Annotated in this window: 16 protein-coding genes; 5 read left to right on the top strand and 11 right to left on the bottom strand. The window is 74.1% G+C overall.

Going from position 1 to position 17,063, the window contains the following annotated elements:
- Positions 1–24: 24 nt before the first annotated feature.
- Both D1J60_RS01880 and D1J60_RS01875 read right to left on the bottom strand, forming a co-directional pair.
- On the bottom strand, positions 25–1,260 hold the full coding sequence (locus D1J60_RS01880; protein WP_125819857.1) for a cytochrome P450: 1,236 nt from the start codon (positions 1,258–1,260) through the stop codon (positions 25–27).
- Positions 1,257–2,582 (bottom strand): cytochrome P450, encoded by a 1,326-nt coding sequence (locus D1J60_RS01875; RefSeq protein ID WP_241253104.1) that lies wholly within the window; start codon positions 2,580–2,582, stop codon positions 1,257–1,259. Before D1J60_RS01875 ends, D1J60_RS01880 begins: the two co-directional genes overlap by 4 nt.
- A gap of 187 nt (positions 2,583–2,769) precedes the next feature.
- Between D1J60_RS01875 and D1J60_RS01870 the strand changes: the two genes are divergently transcribed.
- Together D1J60_RS01870 and D1J60_RS01865 are read left to right on the top strand one after the other, a co-directional pair.
- Complete coding sequence (locus D1J60_RS01870) at positions 2,770–3,495, top strand: dienelactone hydrolase family protein (RefSeq protein WP_125819855.1); 726 nt, start codon at positions 2,770–2,772, stop codon at positions 3,493–3,495.
- Between the two features lie 32 nt (positions 3,496–3,527).
- Positions 3,528–4,004 carry a DUF6193 family natural product biosynthesis protein gene (locus D1J60_RS01865; RefSeq protein WP_125819854.1) on the top strand — a complete coding sequence of 159 codons (477 nt, stop codon included), beginning with the start codon at positions 3,528–3,530 and terminating at the stop codon, positions 4,002–4,004.
- 61 nt (positions 4,005–4,065) lie between these two features.
- Here the strand turns inward: D1J60_RS01865 and katG are convergent, their stop codons facing one another.
- Entirely contained in the window at positions 4,066–6,297 is a 2,232-nt protein-coding gene (gene katG / locus D1J60_RS01860; RefSeq protein ID WP_125819853.1) for a catalase/peroxidase HPI, read from the bottom strand.
- Between the two features lie 143 nt (positions 6,298–6,440).
- Between katG and D1J60_RS01855 the strand changes: the two genes are divergently transcribed.
- On the top strand, positions 6,441–6,854 hold the full coding sequence (locus D1J60_RS01855; protein ID WP_125603716.1) for a Fur family transcriptional regulator: 414 nt from the start codon (positions 6,441–6,443) through the stop codon (positions 6,852–6,854).
- Between the two features lie 70 nt (positions 6,855–6,924).
- Here D1J60_RS01855 and D1J60_RS01850 read toward each other — a convergent pair whose 3' ends face one another.
- From D1J60_RS01850 to D1J60_RS01830, 6 genes are all read right to left on the bottom strand, one after another.
- Complete coding sequence (locus tag D1J60_RS01850; RefSeq protein WP_125819852.1) at positions 6,925–8,427, bottom strand: cellulose binding domain-containing protein; 1,503 nt, start codon at positions 8,425–8,427, stop codon at positions 6,925–6,927.
- A gap of 233 nt (positions 8,428–8,660) precedes the next feature.
- A complete protein-coding gene (locus D1J60_RS01845) occupies positions 8,661–9,251 on the bottom strand; it encodes an RICIN domain-containing protein (RefSeq protein WP_125819851.1) in 591 nt (196 codons plus the stop codon).
- Positions 9,252–9,360: 109 nt separating this feature from the next.
- The gene (locus tag D1J60_RS01840) at positions 9,361–10,143 is read right to left on the bottom strand and encodes a 3-hydroxybutyrate dehydrogenase (RefSeq protein WP_125819850.1); all 783 of its coding nucleotides are present in this window, start codon (positions 10,141–10,143) and stop codon (positions 9,361–9,363) included.
- 160 nt (positions 10,144–10,303) lie between these two features.
- Positions 10,304–10,474 carry a hypothetical protein gene (locus D1J60_RS37105; protein WP_007262051.1) on the bottom strand — a complete coding sequence of 57 codons (171 nt, stop codon included), beginning with the start codon at positions 10,472–10,474 and terminating at the stop codon, positions 10,304–10,306.
- 105 nt (positions 10,475–10,579) lie between these two features.
- Complete coding sequence (locus D1J60_RS01835; RefSeq protein WP_125819849.1) at positions 10,580–12,151, bottom strand: alpha/beta hydrolase; 1,572 nt, start codon at positions 12,149–12,151, stop codon at positions 10,580–10,582.
- Positions 12,152–12,258: 107 nt separating this feature from the next.
- Entirely contained in the window at positions 12,259–13,305 is a 1,047-nt protein-coding gene (locus tag D1J60_RS01830) for an AraC family transcriptional regulator (protein WP_125819848.1), read from the bottom strand.
- A 95-nt stretch (positions 13,306–13,400) separates the two neighbouring features.
- Here D1J60_RS01830 and D1J60_RS01825 point away from each other — a divergent pair, with 95 nt between their 5' ends.
- Together D1J60_RS01825 and D1J60_RS01820 are read left to right on the top strand one after the other, a co-directional pair.
- Complete coding sequence (locus D1J60_RS01825; RefSeq protein WP_125823809.1) at positions 13,401–14,306, top strand: MBL fold metallo-hydrolase; 906 nt, start codon at positions 13,401–13,403, stop codon at positions 14,304–14,306.
- Positions 14,307–14,360: 54 nt separating this feature from the next.
- Positions 14,361–14,885: a GNAT family N-acetyltransferase gene (locus tag D1J60_RS01820; RefSeq protein ID WP_125819847.1), complete on the top strand. Its 525-nt coding sequence runs from the start codon at positions 14,361–14,363 to the stop codon at positions 14,883–14,885.
- On the opposite strand, the gene D1J60_RS01815 is transcribed toward D1J60_RS01820, so the two are convergent.
- Together D1J60_RS01815 and D1J60_RS01810 are read right to left on the bottom strand one after the other, a co-directional pair.
- Positions 14,875–15,591 carry a hypothetical protein gene (locus D1J60_RS01815; protein WP_125819846.1) on the bottom strand — a complete coding sequence of 239 codons (717 nt, stop codon included), beginning with the start codon at positions 15,589–15,591 and terminating at the stop codon, positions 14,875–14,877. The two genes, D1J60_RS01820 and D1J60_RS01815, sit on opposite strands and share 11 nt — an antisense overlap.
- Positions 15,592–15,700: 109 nt before the next feature.
- Positions 15,701–16,963: a serine hydrolase domain-containing protein gene (locus D1J60_RS01810; protein WP_164720814.1), complete on the bottom strand. Its 1,263-nt coding sequence runs from the start codon at positions 16,961–16,963 to the stop codon at positions 15,701–15,703.
- Between the last annotated feature and the right edge of the window lie 100 nt (positions 16,964–17,063).

Below are 17,063 nucleotides of genomic sequence, written 5' to 3'. Positions count from 1 at the left end.
CCGGAGCCTCCTGCTCCCAGGATCTCACCAGGACACGTACAGCTCCTGCGGCGACCGGTGGATCAGCGTGGGCCGCATGCGCGGCGGGCGCTGCCCCTCCAGCCGCAGCCCCGGCAGCCGGCGGACGAACAGCTCCAGGGTCAGGCGCAGTTGCTCACGGGCCAGCCGGGAGCCGGGGCACCCGTGGGGCCCGTACCCGAAGGCCAGGTGGGGCCGGGCGGCGGCCCCGCGGCCCACGTCGAACTCGTCGGCGCGCTCGTGGCGCCGTTCGTCGCGGTTGGCCGACCCGTACGCCACCAGCACGGTCGCCCCGGCCGGCAGCCGGGTCCCGCCCAGCGTCACCGGGCGGGTGGTCCTGCGCCGGAAGGCCTGCACGGCCGCGTCGTGGCGCGCGGCCTCCTCCACCGCCGCCGGCACCAGGGACGGGTCGTCGCGGAGCATCCGCCACTGCCGCCGGTCGGAGAGCAGGTGCATCAGGGTGGTGGCGATGAGCGCACTGGTGGTGAGGAAGCCGGCGATCAGCAGGTTCTGCAGGCTCGCCACCAGCTCGTGGCGCTGCTCCACGGTCAGCTCCCCGGCCCCCGGGGCCAGCGCCGCGACCATGGCCGAACAGAGGTCGTCCCGGGGCCGCTCGCGCCGCGCGCGCACGTACCCGTCCAGCAGCCGTTGCAGCGCCACCACGTCCTCGGCGGCCGCCACCTGCTCCCGCGGCGACAGCGGCCGGAACAGCAGCTCCTCCGCCCGGAAGCCCCCGTGCACGGCGGCCGGCACGTCCGCCGGGTCCAGCCCGATCAGCCGCCCGACCACCTGCCCCGGCAGCTGCCGCGCGTAGGCCCCCACCAGCTCGACCGGCCCGTACGCGGGCAGGCTGTCCACCAGCTCCCGCGCGCAGGCCCGGGCGTGCGGGAGCAGGGCCGCCACCCGGGCCGAGGACAGCCCCCGGTTCAGCGGGGCCCGGTGCCGGCGGTGGGCGGCGCCGTCCGAGGAGACGACCGTGGGCCGCGGCCCGAAACCGCCCGCCAGGACCGCGAGGACGGCGTCCGGCAGGGCCACGTCGGGAGTCAGGGCGTTCACGGAGGAGAAGTCCTCCGCGCGCAGCAGCACCTCCCGCACGTCCGGGTCGCGCGCCACCAGCCAGGCGTCGAACGCCGGCAGGTACGTCAGCCCCGCGGCACGGCGGGCCCGGGCGTACAGCGGGTACGGGTCGCGGTACAGCTCGTCGCGCCAGACGTGTCCCGGCGGCGGCTCGGGCGGGGTCACACGCGACCCCCGTGGGACGCGGGCGCCAGGCGCGCCGGGGCGGGACCGTACGGCCGGACCGTGAGGCCGTACGCGGCCCCGGTGGGAGCGGAGTCGAACACCGGCACGTGGCGGGGCAGCAGCAGCTCCAGCAGGGCCACCGACTCGCGCAGGGCGAACTGGGTGCCCAGGCAGGCCCGGGGCCCCATGCCGAAGGGCAGGTACGCGCCCTGCCGGGCGGGCCGGCCGCCCGGAGCGGTGAACCGCCGCGGGTCGAAGCGCTCGGGCTCCGGCCACAGCTGCGGATCGCGGTGCGTCAGGTACGGGCAGACCAGAAGGTCCGTCCCCGCCGGGACGGCGTGGCCGGCGACGGTGTCGGCGACGGCCGCGTGCCGGGGCAGGATCCAGGCCGACGGGTAGAGCCGCAGCGTCTCGCTGACCAGTGCCCGCACCGCCTCCCGGCGCTCCGGCGAGCCCTCCGGCCCGGCCGCCAGCGCCTCCTCGCGGGCCCCGGGGTGGCGGTCCAGGAGCAGGTACAGCCAGGTCAGGGTGGTGGCGGTGGTCTCGTGCCCGGCGACCAGCAGCGTCACCAGCTCGTCCCGCAGCAGCCGGTCCGTGTACTGCGGGTACGTGCCGGACGCGTCCACCAGCACCCGCAGCAGCCCCGGCCCCTCCGGGCCCGCCTCCCCGTCCCGGGCGGCGGCCACGGCCCGCCGGGCGACCGCGTCGATCCGGGCCAGGTCGGCGGCCACCGAACCCCGCGCCCGGGCCTCGTCGGCGGGCAGGCTCGGCAGCACCGCCACCACGGCCGCCACGGCGGTCAGTTCCCGCGCGGTGGCCTCGTCCAGGGGGTGGCCGGTGAGCGCGCGCCAGATGGTGTCCAGGGCGAAGCGGCGCATCTCCTCGCCGACGTCGAAGACCTCCCCGCTCCGTGCGTACCCGGCCCACCGCTGCGCCGTGGTGCGGGCCGCCGCGGCGATCCGCCGCTCGTAGCGGCGCATGCCCGTACCGGTGAACTGCGACTGGAGGAGCCTGCGCTGCCGCTGCCAGGCGTCCCCCGTCGCGGCCAGCAGCCCGTCACCGATCAGCAGGCGGGCCCGGTGCGAGCGCTTGACGTACCCGTCGGGATTGCGGGCCAGTACGTGCTGCACGGCCTCCGGCCCGGTCACCAGCACGGTGGGCTCCGGCCCGATCCGCACGGCGGCGAGGCCTCCGAGCCGCTCCCGCGCCAGCCCCAGCAGCTCGATCAGCTCGCCCCCTCCGGCCCGCCACCGCTCCACCTCGGCGGAGTCGAGCTCGGGCACCGGCGGGGCGGACCGGCCGGTAACGGCGTGTGTGGCCAAGGCTGTTCTCCTGTCCGGCAGAAGTCGGGCAGCACGGACTGTACGCGGCCGCGCGCCGCCGTACGAGGGCGCGTTGAGCCGACCTGGCGCGACTGCTCCCGGAGTCGTCCGACGACGGGGACGCACCGCTGTCTGCCATCGGTGAACACCACCCCGAGCGGGCGAAACGTTCGTTACCGTCGGCCGCATGACGACGGTCACCACCCGTACGGTCGCATACCCGGCCGACGACCTGACGATGGTCGGGCACCTCGCGCTCCCGGCCGGTGCCGGTCCCCGGCCCGCGGTCCTGATCGGACCCGAGGGGATGGGGCTCAGCGATGTCGAGCGCCGCCGGGCCGAGGCTCTGGCCGAACTCGGCTACGTGGCGCTGGCCTTCGACCTCCACGGCGGACGCTACCTGGAGGACCCGCAGGACATGCTGGCCCGTTGCCTGCCGCTGCTCGCCGATCCCGACCGCATGCGGGGCATCGGTCACGCCGCGCTCGACGTGCTGCGCGCCGAACCGCGGGCCGACCCCGACCGGACCGCCGCCATCGGCTACGGCACCGGGGGCGCGGTCGCCCTGGAACTCGGTCGCGACGGCGTCGGCCTGCGCGCGATCGGGACGGTCAACGCGGTGACCACGGGCCGGCCGGGTGAGGCGGCACGCATCCGCTGCCCGGTATGGGCCGGGGTCGGGTCGGAAGACCCGATCATGCCGCCCGCACAACGGGAGGCGTTCACCGCGGAGATGCAGTCCGCGGGGGTCGACTGGCGCCTCGTGGTCTACGGGGGAGCCCTTCACGCCTTCCACCACCCGCCGGTCGGCCACGCCGCGCCGCCCGGCGTCGGTCACCACCCACGGCACGCACAGCGGGCCTGGCGCGACATCGTCGCCCTGCTCGCCGAGTGCATGCCGGTCGGGGACTGACCCGTTCGGCACGGCGACGGCATACTTCGACGATGATCCCCGACGACTTCCGGCCCATCGGGCGCGACCACCCGGACTTCCCGCCGCTGCCCGAGCGCGTCGACCTGAACGCGGCCCACCTGCTCGGGCCGGCCGCCGCCGTCGAGGCCAAGTGGGAGCAGATGGCCCGCTCCTGGAGGTGGTACGCCGAGTACGCCGTGCTCCGGAGCCCGAGCAGGGTCTACCCGCGCATCGTCGAGCTCGTCGCGGCGGCCCGGGCCGTTCCGGAGCTGCGGCGGCTGTACCCGTACACCAGCCACATGATCCTGAAGTTCAGCTCCACCACCACGATCCCCTACGAGGTGCGGCTCCCGTCGGTCGAGCCGCTGGCCGACGGGCGCTTCCGCGTCCGGCACGGCCGGGTGCTCGGCGAGTGCGACGGCCCCGGGGAAGCGCTGGCCCTCGTCCTGGCCCACGCCCCGCCCGGCCTCGGCCCGGCCGTGCGGGGCGAGGCCGGCCGCGGACGCTGAGCAGGGCGAAAGCCCCGGGCCCGCCGGCCCGGGGCTTTCGTCGTCATGCCGTTCGGAGCGTTCAGACCAGGTCGAACCGGTCCAGGTCCATGACCTTGCTCCACGCGGCGGCGAAGTCCTCCACGAACTTGCGCTTCGCGTCGTCGCTCGCGTACACCTCGGCCACCGCCCGCAGCTCGGAGTTCGAGCCGAAGACGAGGTCGGCGCGGGTGCCCGTCCACTTGAGGGCGCCCGTCGAGGCGTCGCGGCCCTCGAAGGTGTTCTGGTCCGCCGAGGTCGGCTTCCACGTCGTCCCCAGGTCGAGCAGGTTGACGAAGAAGTCGTTGGTCAGCGTGCCGGGGGTGTCGGTGAACACGCCCAGCTTGGACTGCTGGTGGTTCGCGCCCAGCACGCGCAGGCCGCCGACGAGGACGGTCAGCTCGGGCGCGGACAGGTTCAGCAGGTTCGCCCGGTCCACCAGCAGGTACTCGGCCGGCAGGCGGTTGCCCTTGCCGAGGTAGTTGCGGAAGCCGTCGGCGGCGGGCTCCAGCGCCGCGAAGGACTCGACGTCGGTCTGCTCCTGGGTGGCGTCCACGCGGCCCGGGGTGAAGGCCACCTCGACCTGGTGGCCGGCGTCCTTGGCGGCCTGCTCGACGGCGGCGGTGCCGGCCAGCACGATCAGGTCGGCCAGGGAGACCCGCTTGCCGCCGGTCTGGGCGGAGTTGAAGGACTCCTGGACGCCCTCCAGGACGCGCAGCACCGCGGCGAGCTGGTCGGGCTCGTTGACCTCCCAGCCGGCCTGCGGCTGGAGGCGGATACGGGCACCGTTGGCGCCGCCGCGCTTGTCGCTGCCGCGGAAGGACGAGGCGGACGCCCAGGCCACGGAGACCAGCTGGGACACCGTCAGGTCGGTGCCGAGGATCCGCTCCTTGAGGGAGGCGATGTCCGCGGCGTCGATCACCTCGTGGTCGAGGGCCGGCAGCGGGTCCTGCCACAGCAGGGTCTCCGACGGGACCTCGGGGCCGAGGTAGCGCACGACGGGACCGAGGTCGCGGTGGGTCAGCTTGAACCAGGCGCGGGCGAAGGCGTCCGCGAACTGGTCGGGGTTCTCCAGGAAGCGGCGCGAGATCTGCTCGTAGGCGGGGTCGAAGCGCAGCGCGAGGTCCGTCGTCAGCATCGTCGGAGCGTGGCTCTTGGACGGGTCGTGGGCGTCCGGGATGGTGCCGGCGCCCGCGCCGTCCTTGGCGACCCACTGCTGAGCGCCGGCCGGGCTCGTGGTCAGCTCGTACTCGAAGCCGAACAGGTTCTCGAAGAAGTTGTTGCTCCACCGCGTCGGCGTCGTGGTCCAGGTGACCTCGAGACCGCTGGTGATGGTGTCGGCGCCCTTGCCGGAGCCGTACGTGTTCTGCCAGCCGAAGCCCTGGGCCTCCAGCGGGGCCGCCTCGGGGTCGACGCCCACGTGGTCGGCGGGGCCGGCGCCGTGCGCCTTGCCGAAGGTGTGGCCGCCGGCTATCAGCGCGACCGTCTCCTCGTCGTTCATCGCCATCCGGCGGAACGTCTCGCGGATGTCGCGGGCCGCGGCCAGCGGGTCCGGGTTCCCGTTCGGGCCCTCGGGGTTGACGTAGATCAGGCCCATCTGGACGGCGCCGAGCGGGCTCTCGAGCTCGCGGTCGCCCGTGTAGCGCTGGTCGTCGAGCCAGGTGGTCTCGGGACCCCAGTAGACGTCCTCGTCGGGCTCCCACACGTCGGCGCGGCCGCCGGCGAAGCCGAAGGTCTCGAAGCCCATCGACTCCAGGGCGACGTTGCCCGTCAGGATGAGGAGGTCGGCCCAGGACAGGCTCTGCCCGTACTTCTTCTTGACGGGCCACAGCAGCCGGCGGGCCTTGTCCAGGTTGGCGTTGTCCGGCCAGCTGTTGAGGGGGGCGAAGCGCTGCTGGCCGGCGCCGGCACCGCCGCGGCCGTCGCTGATCCGGTAGGTGCCGGCGCTGTGCCACGCCATGCGGATCATGAACGGGCCGTAGTGGCCGAAGTCGGCCGGCCACCAGTCCTGCGACGTGGTCAGGACCTCCTCGATGTCCCGCTTCACGGCGGCGAGGTCGAGGGTCTGGAACGCCTCGGCGTAGTCGAACCCCTCGCCGAGCGGGTTGGCCACGGCGGGGTTCTTGGCGAGGATCTTCAGATTGAGGCGCTCGGGCCACCACTGGCGGTTTCCGCCGCCCTGGGTCGGGTGTGCGGCGCGCTCGTGCGCGACCGGGCAGCCGCCCGCACCCTCTGCTTTCGCGTCTGCGACGACTGCGTCATGGTTCTCAGACATGCAAATCCTTCCGGACCAGGCGGATCACGCTGTTCAGGAACGGTCGTTCTCAACCCTTGGCTATCAACGCGTCAGATCCTACGATGGACACAGTCCAAGTCAAGACGTAGACCAAGCCCGGACCTGAGGAGGGTGAGCCGACGATGAGCGACCTGCTGGAACGGCTGCGCAGGCGCGGCTGGCGGATGACGTCCCAGAGGCGCGTCGTCGCGGAGGTCCTGGACGGCGAGCACGTGCACCTCACCGCCGACGAGGTGCACGCCCGGGCCGTGGACCGGCTCCCCGAGATCTCCCGCGCCACCGTATACAACGCCCTGGGGGAGCTGGTCGCCCTCGGGGAGGTGGCGGAGGTCTCCACCGACGGCCGGGCCAAGCGTTACGACCCGAACGCGCACCACCCGCACCACCACCTCGTCTGCTCCGGCTGCGGCCTCATCCGGGACGTCCACCCCGCCGGGAACCCGCTGTCCGACCTCCCGGCGGGCGAGCGCTTCGGCTTCTCGGTGTCCGGGGCCGAGATCACCTACCGGGGGCTGTGCCCGAACTGCGCCGCCTGACGTCCCGCCCGGCCGGCCCCGGCGCTCCACCGGTGCTCCACCGGTCCTCCGGCGGAGCACCGCCGCAGTCCTAGCGGTACGCGGCGAACGCCTTCGTGAAGGCCAGCGGTTCCTGGAGGACCGAGCTGCAGGTGGCGTCGGCGTGCCCGAGGGCGCCCGCCGCGCACTGGCGGTCGCGCGCCGACGACCACATCGCCAGCCGCCCGATCCCCTTCGCCTGGGCGAAGCGCACGAGTTCCGCCGCGTCCGCCACGCCGAAGACCTCGCTCGCCACGTCGTTGACGCCGATCATCGGGGTGACCGCCAGCGCCTTCCAGGCCCCCGCGTCGGAGAGCCCGAGCACGCCCTTGAGCTGGGCCTGCGTCGCGGTCGCCGCCTGGACCGCGTACTGGCCCATGTCCCCGGAGTACGCCGGCCCGTAGTCCATGGCCATGATGTTCACGGCGCCGATGCGTACGCCGTTCCTCGCGGCGTCCGCCAGCAGGGCCACGCCCGGCTGGGTCAGCCCCTCCGGCATCACCGGCAGCGTGAAGGCCACGTCGAGGCCGGGGTGGGACTTCTGCAGCCGGGCTATCGCCTGCGCGCGGCGGGTGTTGGCGGCGGTGTCGGGCAGGGCGGCGCCCTCGATGTCGAAGTCGACCTTGGTGAGCCGGTAGGCGTCGACCACCTTCCCGTACGCGGCGGCCAGTTCGTCGACGGTGGCGCAGTTCAGGGCCAGCTCGCGCCCGGCGGCGCCGCCGAACGACACCCGCACGTCGCCGCCGGCCTTGCGCAGCGCGCCGATCTGGCCCGCCACCTTGTCGTCCGCGAGCGCTGTGACCCCGCCCCACAGTGGCGAGCAGCCGCCGCCGGCGGTGACGAAGGCGAGGTGGAACTCCTTGACCCCGGTCCGGGCCGCGGTGTCGAGCAGGTCGTACGCGGGGTACAGAGAGGTGTCCACGTACGGGGCGAACCGCGCGCCGCCGGCGGGGGCGCCGGTCGGTGCGGGCGTCGCCGTGGGGGAGGGCGGGACCACCGGGCCGGCGGTGGCGGTGGCGGTCGCCGTGGCCGTGGCCGTCGGCGCGGCGGTGGGCGTCGCGGTCGGCGCCGTCGTCGGCCGGCCGCTCGGCTGCGGCGTGGCGCCCTGGTCCACCGAGCACTTGACGGCGTTGATCAGGCAGCGGGTGGGGTCGCCCGGCGTCCCCGGGCCCGAGCCGCTCGCCACGAACCCGACGGTGACGGACGCCCCCGGCGCCAGCACCCCGTTCCAGGCGGCGGGCTTGACGGTGACGCGCTGCCCGTCGACCGTGTGGGTCCCGTTCCACAGCGAGCCGATCCGCACCCCGGCCGGCAGGTCGAACTGGAGCGTCCAGCCGGCCAGTTCCCGGCCGGTGCCGTTGGTGATCACGTACTGGGCGGTGTAGCCGCCGCTCCAGGAACTGGACTTGGTGTACACGGCCCCGACGGAAGTGGCCTGGGCCGTGCCGGTGAACGCGAAGGCCGCGCCCCCCAGCACCGCCGCCACCACCACCGCTCCCGCGGCCTTCGCCCTGCCGCTCGCCCTGCGCCGGTGTCCGCCCGTGCTGCTGCCCATGGAGTGCCTGCCTTCGTATGACCGGGAGTTGGTACGGGGCAGCACGCTAGCCCTCTGCAAACGGACATTCGTTCGCTTCGGGGTGCCGGCGACGAACCTTAGGTTCCGCTTAAGGCGGCGGAAAGGACGGCCTCAGGAAAGGTGCCCGCCCGCCCGGTGGGAGCGGCGCACGCGGAACGCGGCACGGCGGATGTTCCGCCGTGCCGCGCCCGTGCCGCCCGCGGTGACCTTCGTCAGGGGAGCTGGTCGTAGTTGTACTGGCCCTTGTACTGCGGGGCCCACACCTCCGGCCAGGGGGTGCTGGTGCTGCCGCAGGCGCCCAGGACCACGGGGGAGCGGCGGCCGGTGTCCCGGATGCACTGCCCGGTGCTCGCCTCCACGATCTCCCAGCGGTTCGGGTAGGCGTCCGTGCCCCGGTACCTCCAGGTGAAGGTGGAGCAGCCCCAGCCGTTGGCCAGGACCATCGCCGTGCCGGGCGCGGTGCCGCCGCCCTGCGTGCCGAGGCAGTAGACGCCGAACGCGCCGATGGTGAAGTTGCCGTTGCCCACGTTCTGGAAGTGGAAGCGCTGGTGCAGCGCCTCCTTGCAGTCGAAGGTCTGGATGATCGTCCCCTCCTCGGGGCGCCCGCCCCCGCGGATGTCGAGGCACTTCCAGCTGACGGCGGCCCGCAGCTCGTAGGTGGCCGCGTCGCGGAAACTCGTCGTGTACCGGATGCCCGGGTTCTCGGCCGCCCGCGCCGTCGACGTCGGCAGCAGCAGGACCAGCAGGCCCATCAGAGCGGCCACCACGCCGTGCCCGCCGAGCCTGCCCAACTTTCGCACCACTTGCTCTCTCCTGTCGTGAGAACGTCCTTGACGCGGAGAACGTAGCGAGATCCGCCGAACCCCCGGTACCCGCCCATTCAGGGGGGTACCGGGGGTCCGGGCACGCGGGTCAGGCGGCGGTCCAGCCGCCGTCCATGGGCACCGAGGTGCCGGTGACGTGGCCCGTGTGCGGGCCGCAGAGCCACAGCGCGACGGCCGCCACCTCCTCCGGCTCGATCAGCCGCTTGATCGCGGAGCCCCGCAGCAGCACCTCGGAGACCACCCGGGAGGCGGGGATGCCGTGCGCTTCGGCCTGGGCGGCGATCTGCCGCTCCACCAGCGGGGTGCGCACGTAGCCGGGGTTCACGCAGTTGCTCGTCACCCCGTGCGCGGCGCCCTCCAATGCGGCGACCTTGCTGAGCCCCTCCAGCGCGTGCTTGGCGCTCACGTAACCGGACTTGAAGGCGCTGGCGCGCAGCCCGTGGACGCTGGAGATGTTGACGACCCGCCCCCAGCCGCGCCCGTACATGTACGGCAGGGTCCGCCGCAGCAGCAGGAACGGGGCGGTGACCATCACCCTCTGGATCAGCTCGAACCGCTCGGGCGGGAAGTCCTCGATGGCCGCCACGTGCTGGAGCCCGGCGTTGTTGACGAGGACGTCGGCCTCGGCGGGCAGTCGGCCGATCGCCTCCGGGTCGGCGAGGTCGGCGGCATGAGCCCGCCCGCCGACGAGTTCCGCGACCGCCCCGGCGGCCTCCGCGTCCACGTCCACGACGTGGACGAAGGCGCCCGCGCCGGCGAGCGCCACCGCGCAGGCCCGCCCGATGCCGCTGCCGCCGCCGGTCACCAGGGCCACACGTCCCGCCAGGGCGGAGGCCGTTCCACCGGATGAGGTGCTGATCTCGCTGGTCATGCCCCGAACGTTAGGGACGTGTGCCACCGCGTGCCGATGTGCGCCGCCGCCACACTCGGCGGCCGCGCTGTGGCGGCGGGCACCACCGCAGGACGGCACGGGCCGCGGTGCGTGCGCGCACCCCGGCCCGCGCGCCTCCTGCCGGTGTCCTGCCGGCGTCCTACTGGTGGGGGCGCCAGTTCGGCAGGCCGGCCGACGAGGGGCGCCAGGCCATCACCTGGGCCAGGTGGCGCAGGATCTCCTCGGCCTCCCGCCGGACCTGACCGGGTACGTCGCCGCGCTCGCGTACGAGCTGGGCGTAGATCGGCGCGTCACTGCTGGTGCTGCTCACTTAGGATTCACTCCCCTGAAGCCGGCACCGCGGGCCGGGCGGCACAAGTGTAGGCGGCGGCCTGGCGGCAGCCGAACAGAGGTCGGTACGGGCGCGGACGGGTACTCACGGGCACTGGGTCCCGTCCGCCGGAGCGGTGCCGTCGACGAGGAACGCGTCGACGGCCTTGGTGGCGCAGGAGTTCTTCCCGTAGGTGCCGTGCCCCTCGCCCTTCACGGTGAGGTTGAGGCCGACGCCCCGGCCGAGCGACTCCGCCATGCGCTTGGCGCCCTCGACGGGGGTCGCCGGGTCGCCCGTGTTGCCGATCACCACGATCGGGGCCGCGCCCTCGGCGGAGACCTGCGGCTTGTCGGCGGTTCCGCGCACCGGCCACTGCGAGCAGCCGAGCAGGCCCTCCACCATCTCCGGCCCGAACACCGGGGAGGCCGCCCGGTAGGCGGCTTCCTGCGCCTTCGTCTCCTCGACGGTGTAGCGGCGGCTGGTGTCGGCGCAGTTGATCGCCGTCTGCGAGGCGTTCGAGTTGTCGTAGTGCCCGTCCTCGCCGCGTCCGTTGTAGAGGTCCGCGAGCTGGAGCAGGTTGTTCCCCGTGCCCAGCTGGCGGAGCTCGCCGAGGCCCTGGACGAGGTACTCCCAGGTCTCCTTGTCGTAGAGGCTGGCGGCGATGCCGGTGAGCGCGAGGTCGGAGGTCAGCTTGCGGCCGCTCTCCGTGGCGGCGGGCTTCGCCTTCAGCTTCTCCAGCAGCTCGTTGATCCGCTTGTTGCCCTCGGCGTCGCTCGCGCCGGTCGGGCAGTTGGCGGTGTACTTGCCCCGGCAGTACTCCATCGCGTGCTCCAGCGCCTGCTGGAAGCCCTTGGCCTGGCCGAGACCGGCCTGGGCCTCGTCGGCCGTGGGGTCGACGACGGCGTCGAACACGGTGCGTCCGACGTTCTTCGGGAACAGGTGGGCGTAGACGCCGCCCAGCCGGGTGCCGTAGGAGATGCCGAAGTAGTTCAGCTTCCGGTCGCCGAGGACCTGGCGCATCAGGTCCATGTCGCGGGCCGTGTCGGCCGTGCCGACGTGGGGGAGCAGCTTCGCGGACTTCTGCTTGCAGGCGTCGGTGAACCGCTTGATGTCGTCGAGGGTGTTGCCGGAGCCCGGGTCCTCGTCGAGCGTCTTGTCGTCCAGGCACAGGACCGGCGCGCTGTTGCCCACGCCGCGCGGGTCGAAGCTGACCAGGTCGTAGACCGCGCCCAGCTTCTTGTACTCGTCCGCCGCCTGCGGGAGCGTGTGGACGCCGGAGCCGCCGGGGCCGCCGAAGTTGTAGACGAGGGAGCCGATCCGCTTGCCGGGGTCGGTGGCCTTCTTGCGGATCAGGGCCACGTCGATGGTCTCGCCGGCCGGCTTGGCGTAGTCGAGCGGCGCCTTCATGCTCGCGCACTCCCAGGCCGCGCCCGGGGCCTTGCCGCCGCCCTGGGCGGCCGACGGCGCCGGGCAGGTCCGCCACTCGGGCTTCTGCCCGGTCAGGGCCGCGGGCAGGGCGGGGAGCGGGGCGGGTGCCGCGGCGCCCGCCGGTCCCGAGGGCTTCGCCTGCGCCGGAGCCTTCGCGTCGCCGCCGCAGGCCGCCAGGGCGGGGACCGCCAGCAAGGAGGCGGCGGCCAGGACCGCCGCCCGGACGGGGCGGCGTATGAGGTGGGGCATGCGTGGGCTCCTGCGCGGTTCGGAGGGCATGGGTAAACGAAGGACAAAGTGTAGGGGCGGATTCCGGCCAGCGGTTCCCGGGGCCGGGAAGATCCGGAAGACACCCCCTAGCCGACGGGGGCGGCGCCCGCGGTGCGGGGCGAGCCGGGGCCGCGGGCGCCGCCCGCGGTACGGGCGGCCCGGCCCTCCGCGTGCGGCTCCCCGGCCGGCTCCCCGGCCCGGTAGCGGCCCGGCGTCGTGCCGAACTCGCGGCTGAAGGCGTGCGAGAGGGCGTACGGGGTTCCGTAGCCGACCCGGCGCGCCACCGCGGCCAGCGGGTCCTCGGTGCCGCGCAGCAGGCCGGCGGCGAGGTTCAGCCGCCACCAGGTGAGGTACGCCATCGGCGGCCGCCCCACCAGGGCCGTGAACCGCCGCGCCAGCGTGGGGCGGGAGACCCCCGCCTCGGCGGCCAGCCGCTCGTTGGTCCAGGGGGCGGCCGGATCCGCGTGCAGCGCCCGCAGCGCGGCGGCCGCCACCGGGTCGCCCAGCACGGCCGGCCAGCTGCCCGCCGTGCCCTCGGCGGTCAGCCAGGAGCGGATCATGTAGACGAGGAGCAGGTCGAGCAGGCTGGGCACCGCGACACCGCCCCCCGGCCGCTGCCCGCCCAGCTCGCGGCCCAGCAGATCGATCGCGGAGCGCAGCTCGGGGTGGCTGCCCACCCGGTTCGGCAGGTGCACCACAGGCGGCAGCTCCGCCATCAGCGGGTGCGCCCGGCTGCGGTCGAGCCGGTACTTGCCGCACAGCATCTCCACCGTGCCGCCGGTGCCGTCGCCGGTGCCGGCGCCCGCGGCGGTGCCGTCGTCCCGCGGACCGGTGCGCCGCCACGCCCCCCGGACCGACTCGAAGGGCAGCGCCCGCGCCACGGCCCGCGCGTCGGCGGGCGAGTCCGCGATCACGTGCCCCGTACCGTGCGGGAGCAGCACGGCGTCACCCGCGACCAGCGACACGGGCGGTCCGCCGTCCGGCAGCAGCCAGCAGCCGCCCTCCAGGACGACGTGGAAGCCGGCGCCGTCGTACGGGGCGAACCGCACGCACCAGCTGCCGTCCACCCGCATCCGGTCGGACGAGGGCCTGCCGACCCGTACGGCCGTGATCGCGTCGCTCACCACATCCACCGCGCCAGCCTATCCGGGGCTCCACGGATGAGCCGCTCTCGTATTCCGCAGAGCGTCCGGAGCATTGAGCCGCTCACCGCAGCCTCCGTACAGTGATGATCATGGATAACGCGAACGGGAACGGCATGGTGCTCGGCGACGTCGAGGTCATCCGGGTGATCGAGTGGCAGGGGCCCTTCGGCCCCGTGACGGACCTGGTCCCCGAGGCGGGGGAGCGGATGTGGAAGGACAACGGGCACTGGCTCGCCCCCGACCACCTGCGGGCCGAGGACGGCCGCGCGGTGATGGCCCTGCAGACCTGGGTCCTGCGCAGCGGCGGCACCACCGTCGTCGTCGACACCGGGGTCGGCAACGGGCGCGAACGCCCCGGCGCCCCGCTCTTCCACCGGCGGGAAGGGGACTTCCTGGGGGCCATGGCCCGCGCGGGCGTCGACCCCCGGGACGTCGACTACGTCGTCAACACGCACGTCCACGCCGACCACGTCGGCTGGAACACCGTCGAGGACGCCGGGGAGTGGGTGCCCGCCTTCCCCAACGCCCGCTACCTGATCCCGGCCGCCGACGACCACCACTTCGGCCCGCGCGGCGGCTACGCCAAGGGGGCGCGGGAGGACGACCGGCTGATCTACGAGGACAGCATCGCGCCCGTGCACCGGGCCGGGCAGGCCGTGCTCTGGGAAGGCGCCCACCGCATCGACGAGCACCTCACCCTGGAGGCCGCCCCCGGCCACACCCCCGGCTCCAGCGTGCTGCGGCTGGCGTCGGGCACCGACCGGGCCGTCTTCGTCGGCGACCTCGTCCACAGCCCGGTCCAGATCCTCGCCCCGTCCTGCAACAGCTGCTTCTGCGCGGACCCGCGGCAGGCCGCGGCCACGCGCCGGAAGGTCCTCGGGCGGGCCGCGGAGCTGCGGGAACTGGTGGTGCCCGCCCACTTCGGCGGCGGGGGAGCCGTCGAGATCCACCGGGAGGGCGAGGGCTTCGGCATCACCCGGTGGGCCTGACCCGCGCCCGATCGCGATTGCGGGGTCGGATCATCGGACTGTTACGGTCCGGGCATGCCGCAACTGGTCGCCCCCACCCCCCGCCTGTACTCCTCCTGGCTCTGCGCACAGGAGGAGTGGGGGCCCGACGCCCACCTGGACGGGGGCGGGCTCGGCTCCGACGACGACGTCACGACCGAGCGGGGCTTCGCCGACTGGACGGCCAGGCTGCGCGCCCGGGCCGACCGCACGGCTCCCGTCGAGCAGGGCCTGGTCCACGCCACCCACTGGTGGATCACCGAGGGCGACACCTACCTCGGCTCCATCGACCTGCGGCACTACCTGAACGCCTTCCTGCTCGACGCGGGCGGCCACATCGGCTACGCCGTCCGCCCCTCGGCACGCGGACGCGGTCTGGCCGGCTGGGCCCTCGCCGAGGTCCTGCACGAGGCGCGGCTGCTCGGCATGGACCGGGTCCTGCTCACCTGCGACCCCGGCAACGGCGCCTCCGCCCGCACCATCGAGCGGGGCGGCGGCGTCCTGGAGGACGTACGGGAGACCCTGGTCGGCCCCAAGCGCCGCTACTGGATCACCCTCTGAGGGGAGAGGCGGCAGCGGCGGGGGAGGCGGGAGGGGCCGGCGATCCCTGCGCCAGGCCCGACAGCTCCAGCGCGCGCAGCATGGCGGGCAGGTCCCAGTGGCCGCAGGAGCAGCCGGCGGCCAGTTCCTCCAGCGCCCCGGGCGTGAGCTCACGGCGCACGGCGGCGTCCAGCAGCGCCGCCGCGGTCTCCTGGCGCTCCTCGAACGGGGTGCAGCGGCAGCCGTCCCAGGTCCCGTAGAGCAGCAGGTGCAGGCACTCCGGGCGCTCCGCGAACCGGCTCATCCCGCAGTCCAGCCCGTCGTCGGCCAGGTCCTGCGGGTAGGGCGCCCGGGCCCAGGCCCCGTCCTCGGACCAGTAGACGCAGCCGAGTTCCCAGCTGCCGAGCAGGTCGCGCAGGGTCTCGTACGGCAGCCAGTCCGGGCCCTGGGCCAGCATGTCCACGCCCGGCTCGTGCCACTTGACGGCGCTCGACTCGTCCTCGCCGTAGAGGACGTACCGGCCCCCGCCCATCGGGGCGAAGGTCCACCAGGTGCAGCCGCAGTCGTCGAGGTGGAGGCCCTCCGCGTCGATCCAGTGCCCGCTGCGGTGGACGCCCTGCCCCTCCGCCTCGGTGTCGGCCTCCAGCACCGCGACCAGGGCCCAGCGCGCCCACAGCTCCTCGGCGGGCGGCAGGTCCCCGGGCAGGCCGGGACGGTTGATGGTCATATCGGTGGAAACCCCCTGGACGTGACGGCCGTTCGCCGCCCGAGCCTAGCGGGCCCTGGCAGCCGGCGCCGGACGGCCGCCGCGGGCCGGAACCCGCGGCGGCCCGCCCTCATCGGGCGTTGCGCTCCGGCAGGTCCACGTCGGCCGGGGCCGGGGCCGGGGTCGCCGCGAAGCCGCGGGCGTTCGCCTTCACCGGCTTCTTGCCGCAGAAGGCCCCTTCGAGGGTGCCGCCCAGGGCGGTGTTCGCCGCGCCCTGGTTCGAGGTGTTCGCCATGGCGCTGAGCGTGCGGGAGCCGTCGCGGGTGGAGAAGGCGTAGGTGTAGAAGCCCTGCACCGTGCCCGTGTGCCCGTACACCGACGTACCGCACGACAGGTCGTAGCGGCGCAGGCCCAGGCCGTAGAAGCGGGTGTTGGTCGCGTCGGTGGGCGTCATCGTCAGCATCTGGTCGAGCAGGGCGGGCTTCACCAGCTTCCCGCTCACCAGCGCCGACATGAAGGTGCCGAGGTCCGCCGGGTTGGAGATCATCGCACCGGCCGACTGGGCCCACGACACCGTCTGCTCGGTGGAGTCGACGAGCGGGGCGCCGGCCTCGTCCGGGGTGAGGTAGCCGTGCGTGTGCAGCCCCTTGATCTTCGCGTCCGGGTGCACGTACGAGGTGTCGCGCAGCTTCAGCGGCTTGATGATGCGGCGCTCGTACTCCTTGGCCACCGGGCGGCCCGTGGCCTTCTCGATGAGCATGCCGACGACCACGAAGTTCGTGTTCGAGTACTTGTACGCGACACCCGGCTCCGTCGTGCGCGGCTCGGCCAGGGAGAGCTTCACCAGCTCGTCGTAGCCGAACACCTTGTTGCGTACGGCCTCGAAGCCGGGAACCGTCTTGTCGAACATGGCGTTCGTGTAGTCCGCCAGCCCGCTGCGGTGGGTCAGCAGGTGCCGCACGGTGATCCGGTCGTCGGGCAGCAGTCCGGGCAGGTAGCGGTTGACCGGCTGGTCCAGCTCGATCTTCTTCTCGTCCACGAGCTGGAGCAGCACGACCGTCGAGAACGTCTTGGTGACGCTGCCGATCCGGAAGCGGGCCTGCGGGTCCATGGCCTGGCCCGTGACCTTGTCGCGCACCCCGACCTTCTCGACCAGGGCCTTCTTCCCGTCGCCGATGCGGGCCAGCGCGCCGGGCGCCCCGGCGGCGGTGGTGTTGCGCAACGCCTGGGCCACGGCCTCCAGATCGGGGTCCGGCAGGGTGGCGGCGCCGGCTCCGGCGGCCTGCGGGAAGGCGGCGGGCGCGGCCTGCGCGGCGGTGGCGGGCACCACGGCGGCGACCGTGGCCAGCAGGGCGGCGCTGACGGCCAGACGGCGGTTCAGGGGCAGGGGCACGTTGTTCCTCTTACTCGGTCGGTGCGGTTCCCGGGACCCGGACGCCGGCTGCCGAAGGGGTCCAAGGGGCGGCCGGCGCTCCGAGTCGATCAAGAGCTTA

Source organism: Streptomyces sp. W1SF4 (genome assembly GCF_003950035.1).
Taxonomy (GTDB): domain Bacteria; phylum Actinomycetota; class Actinomycetes; order Streptomycetales; family Streptomycetaceae; genus Streptomyces; species Streptomyces racemochromogenes.
Note: the sequence above shows the minus strand (reverse complement) of the source record. Positions and strands in the feature narration are given on the sequence as shown.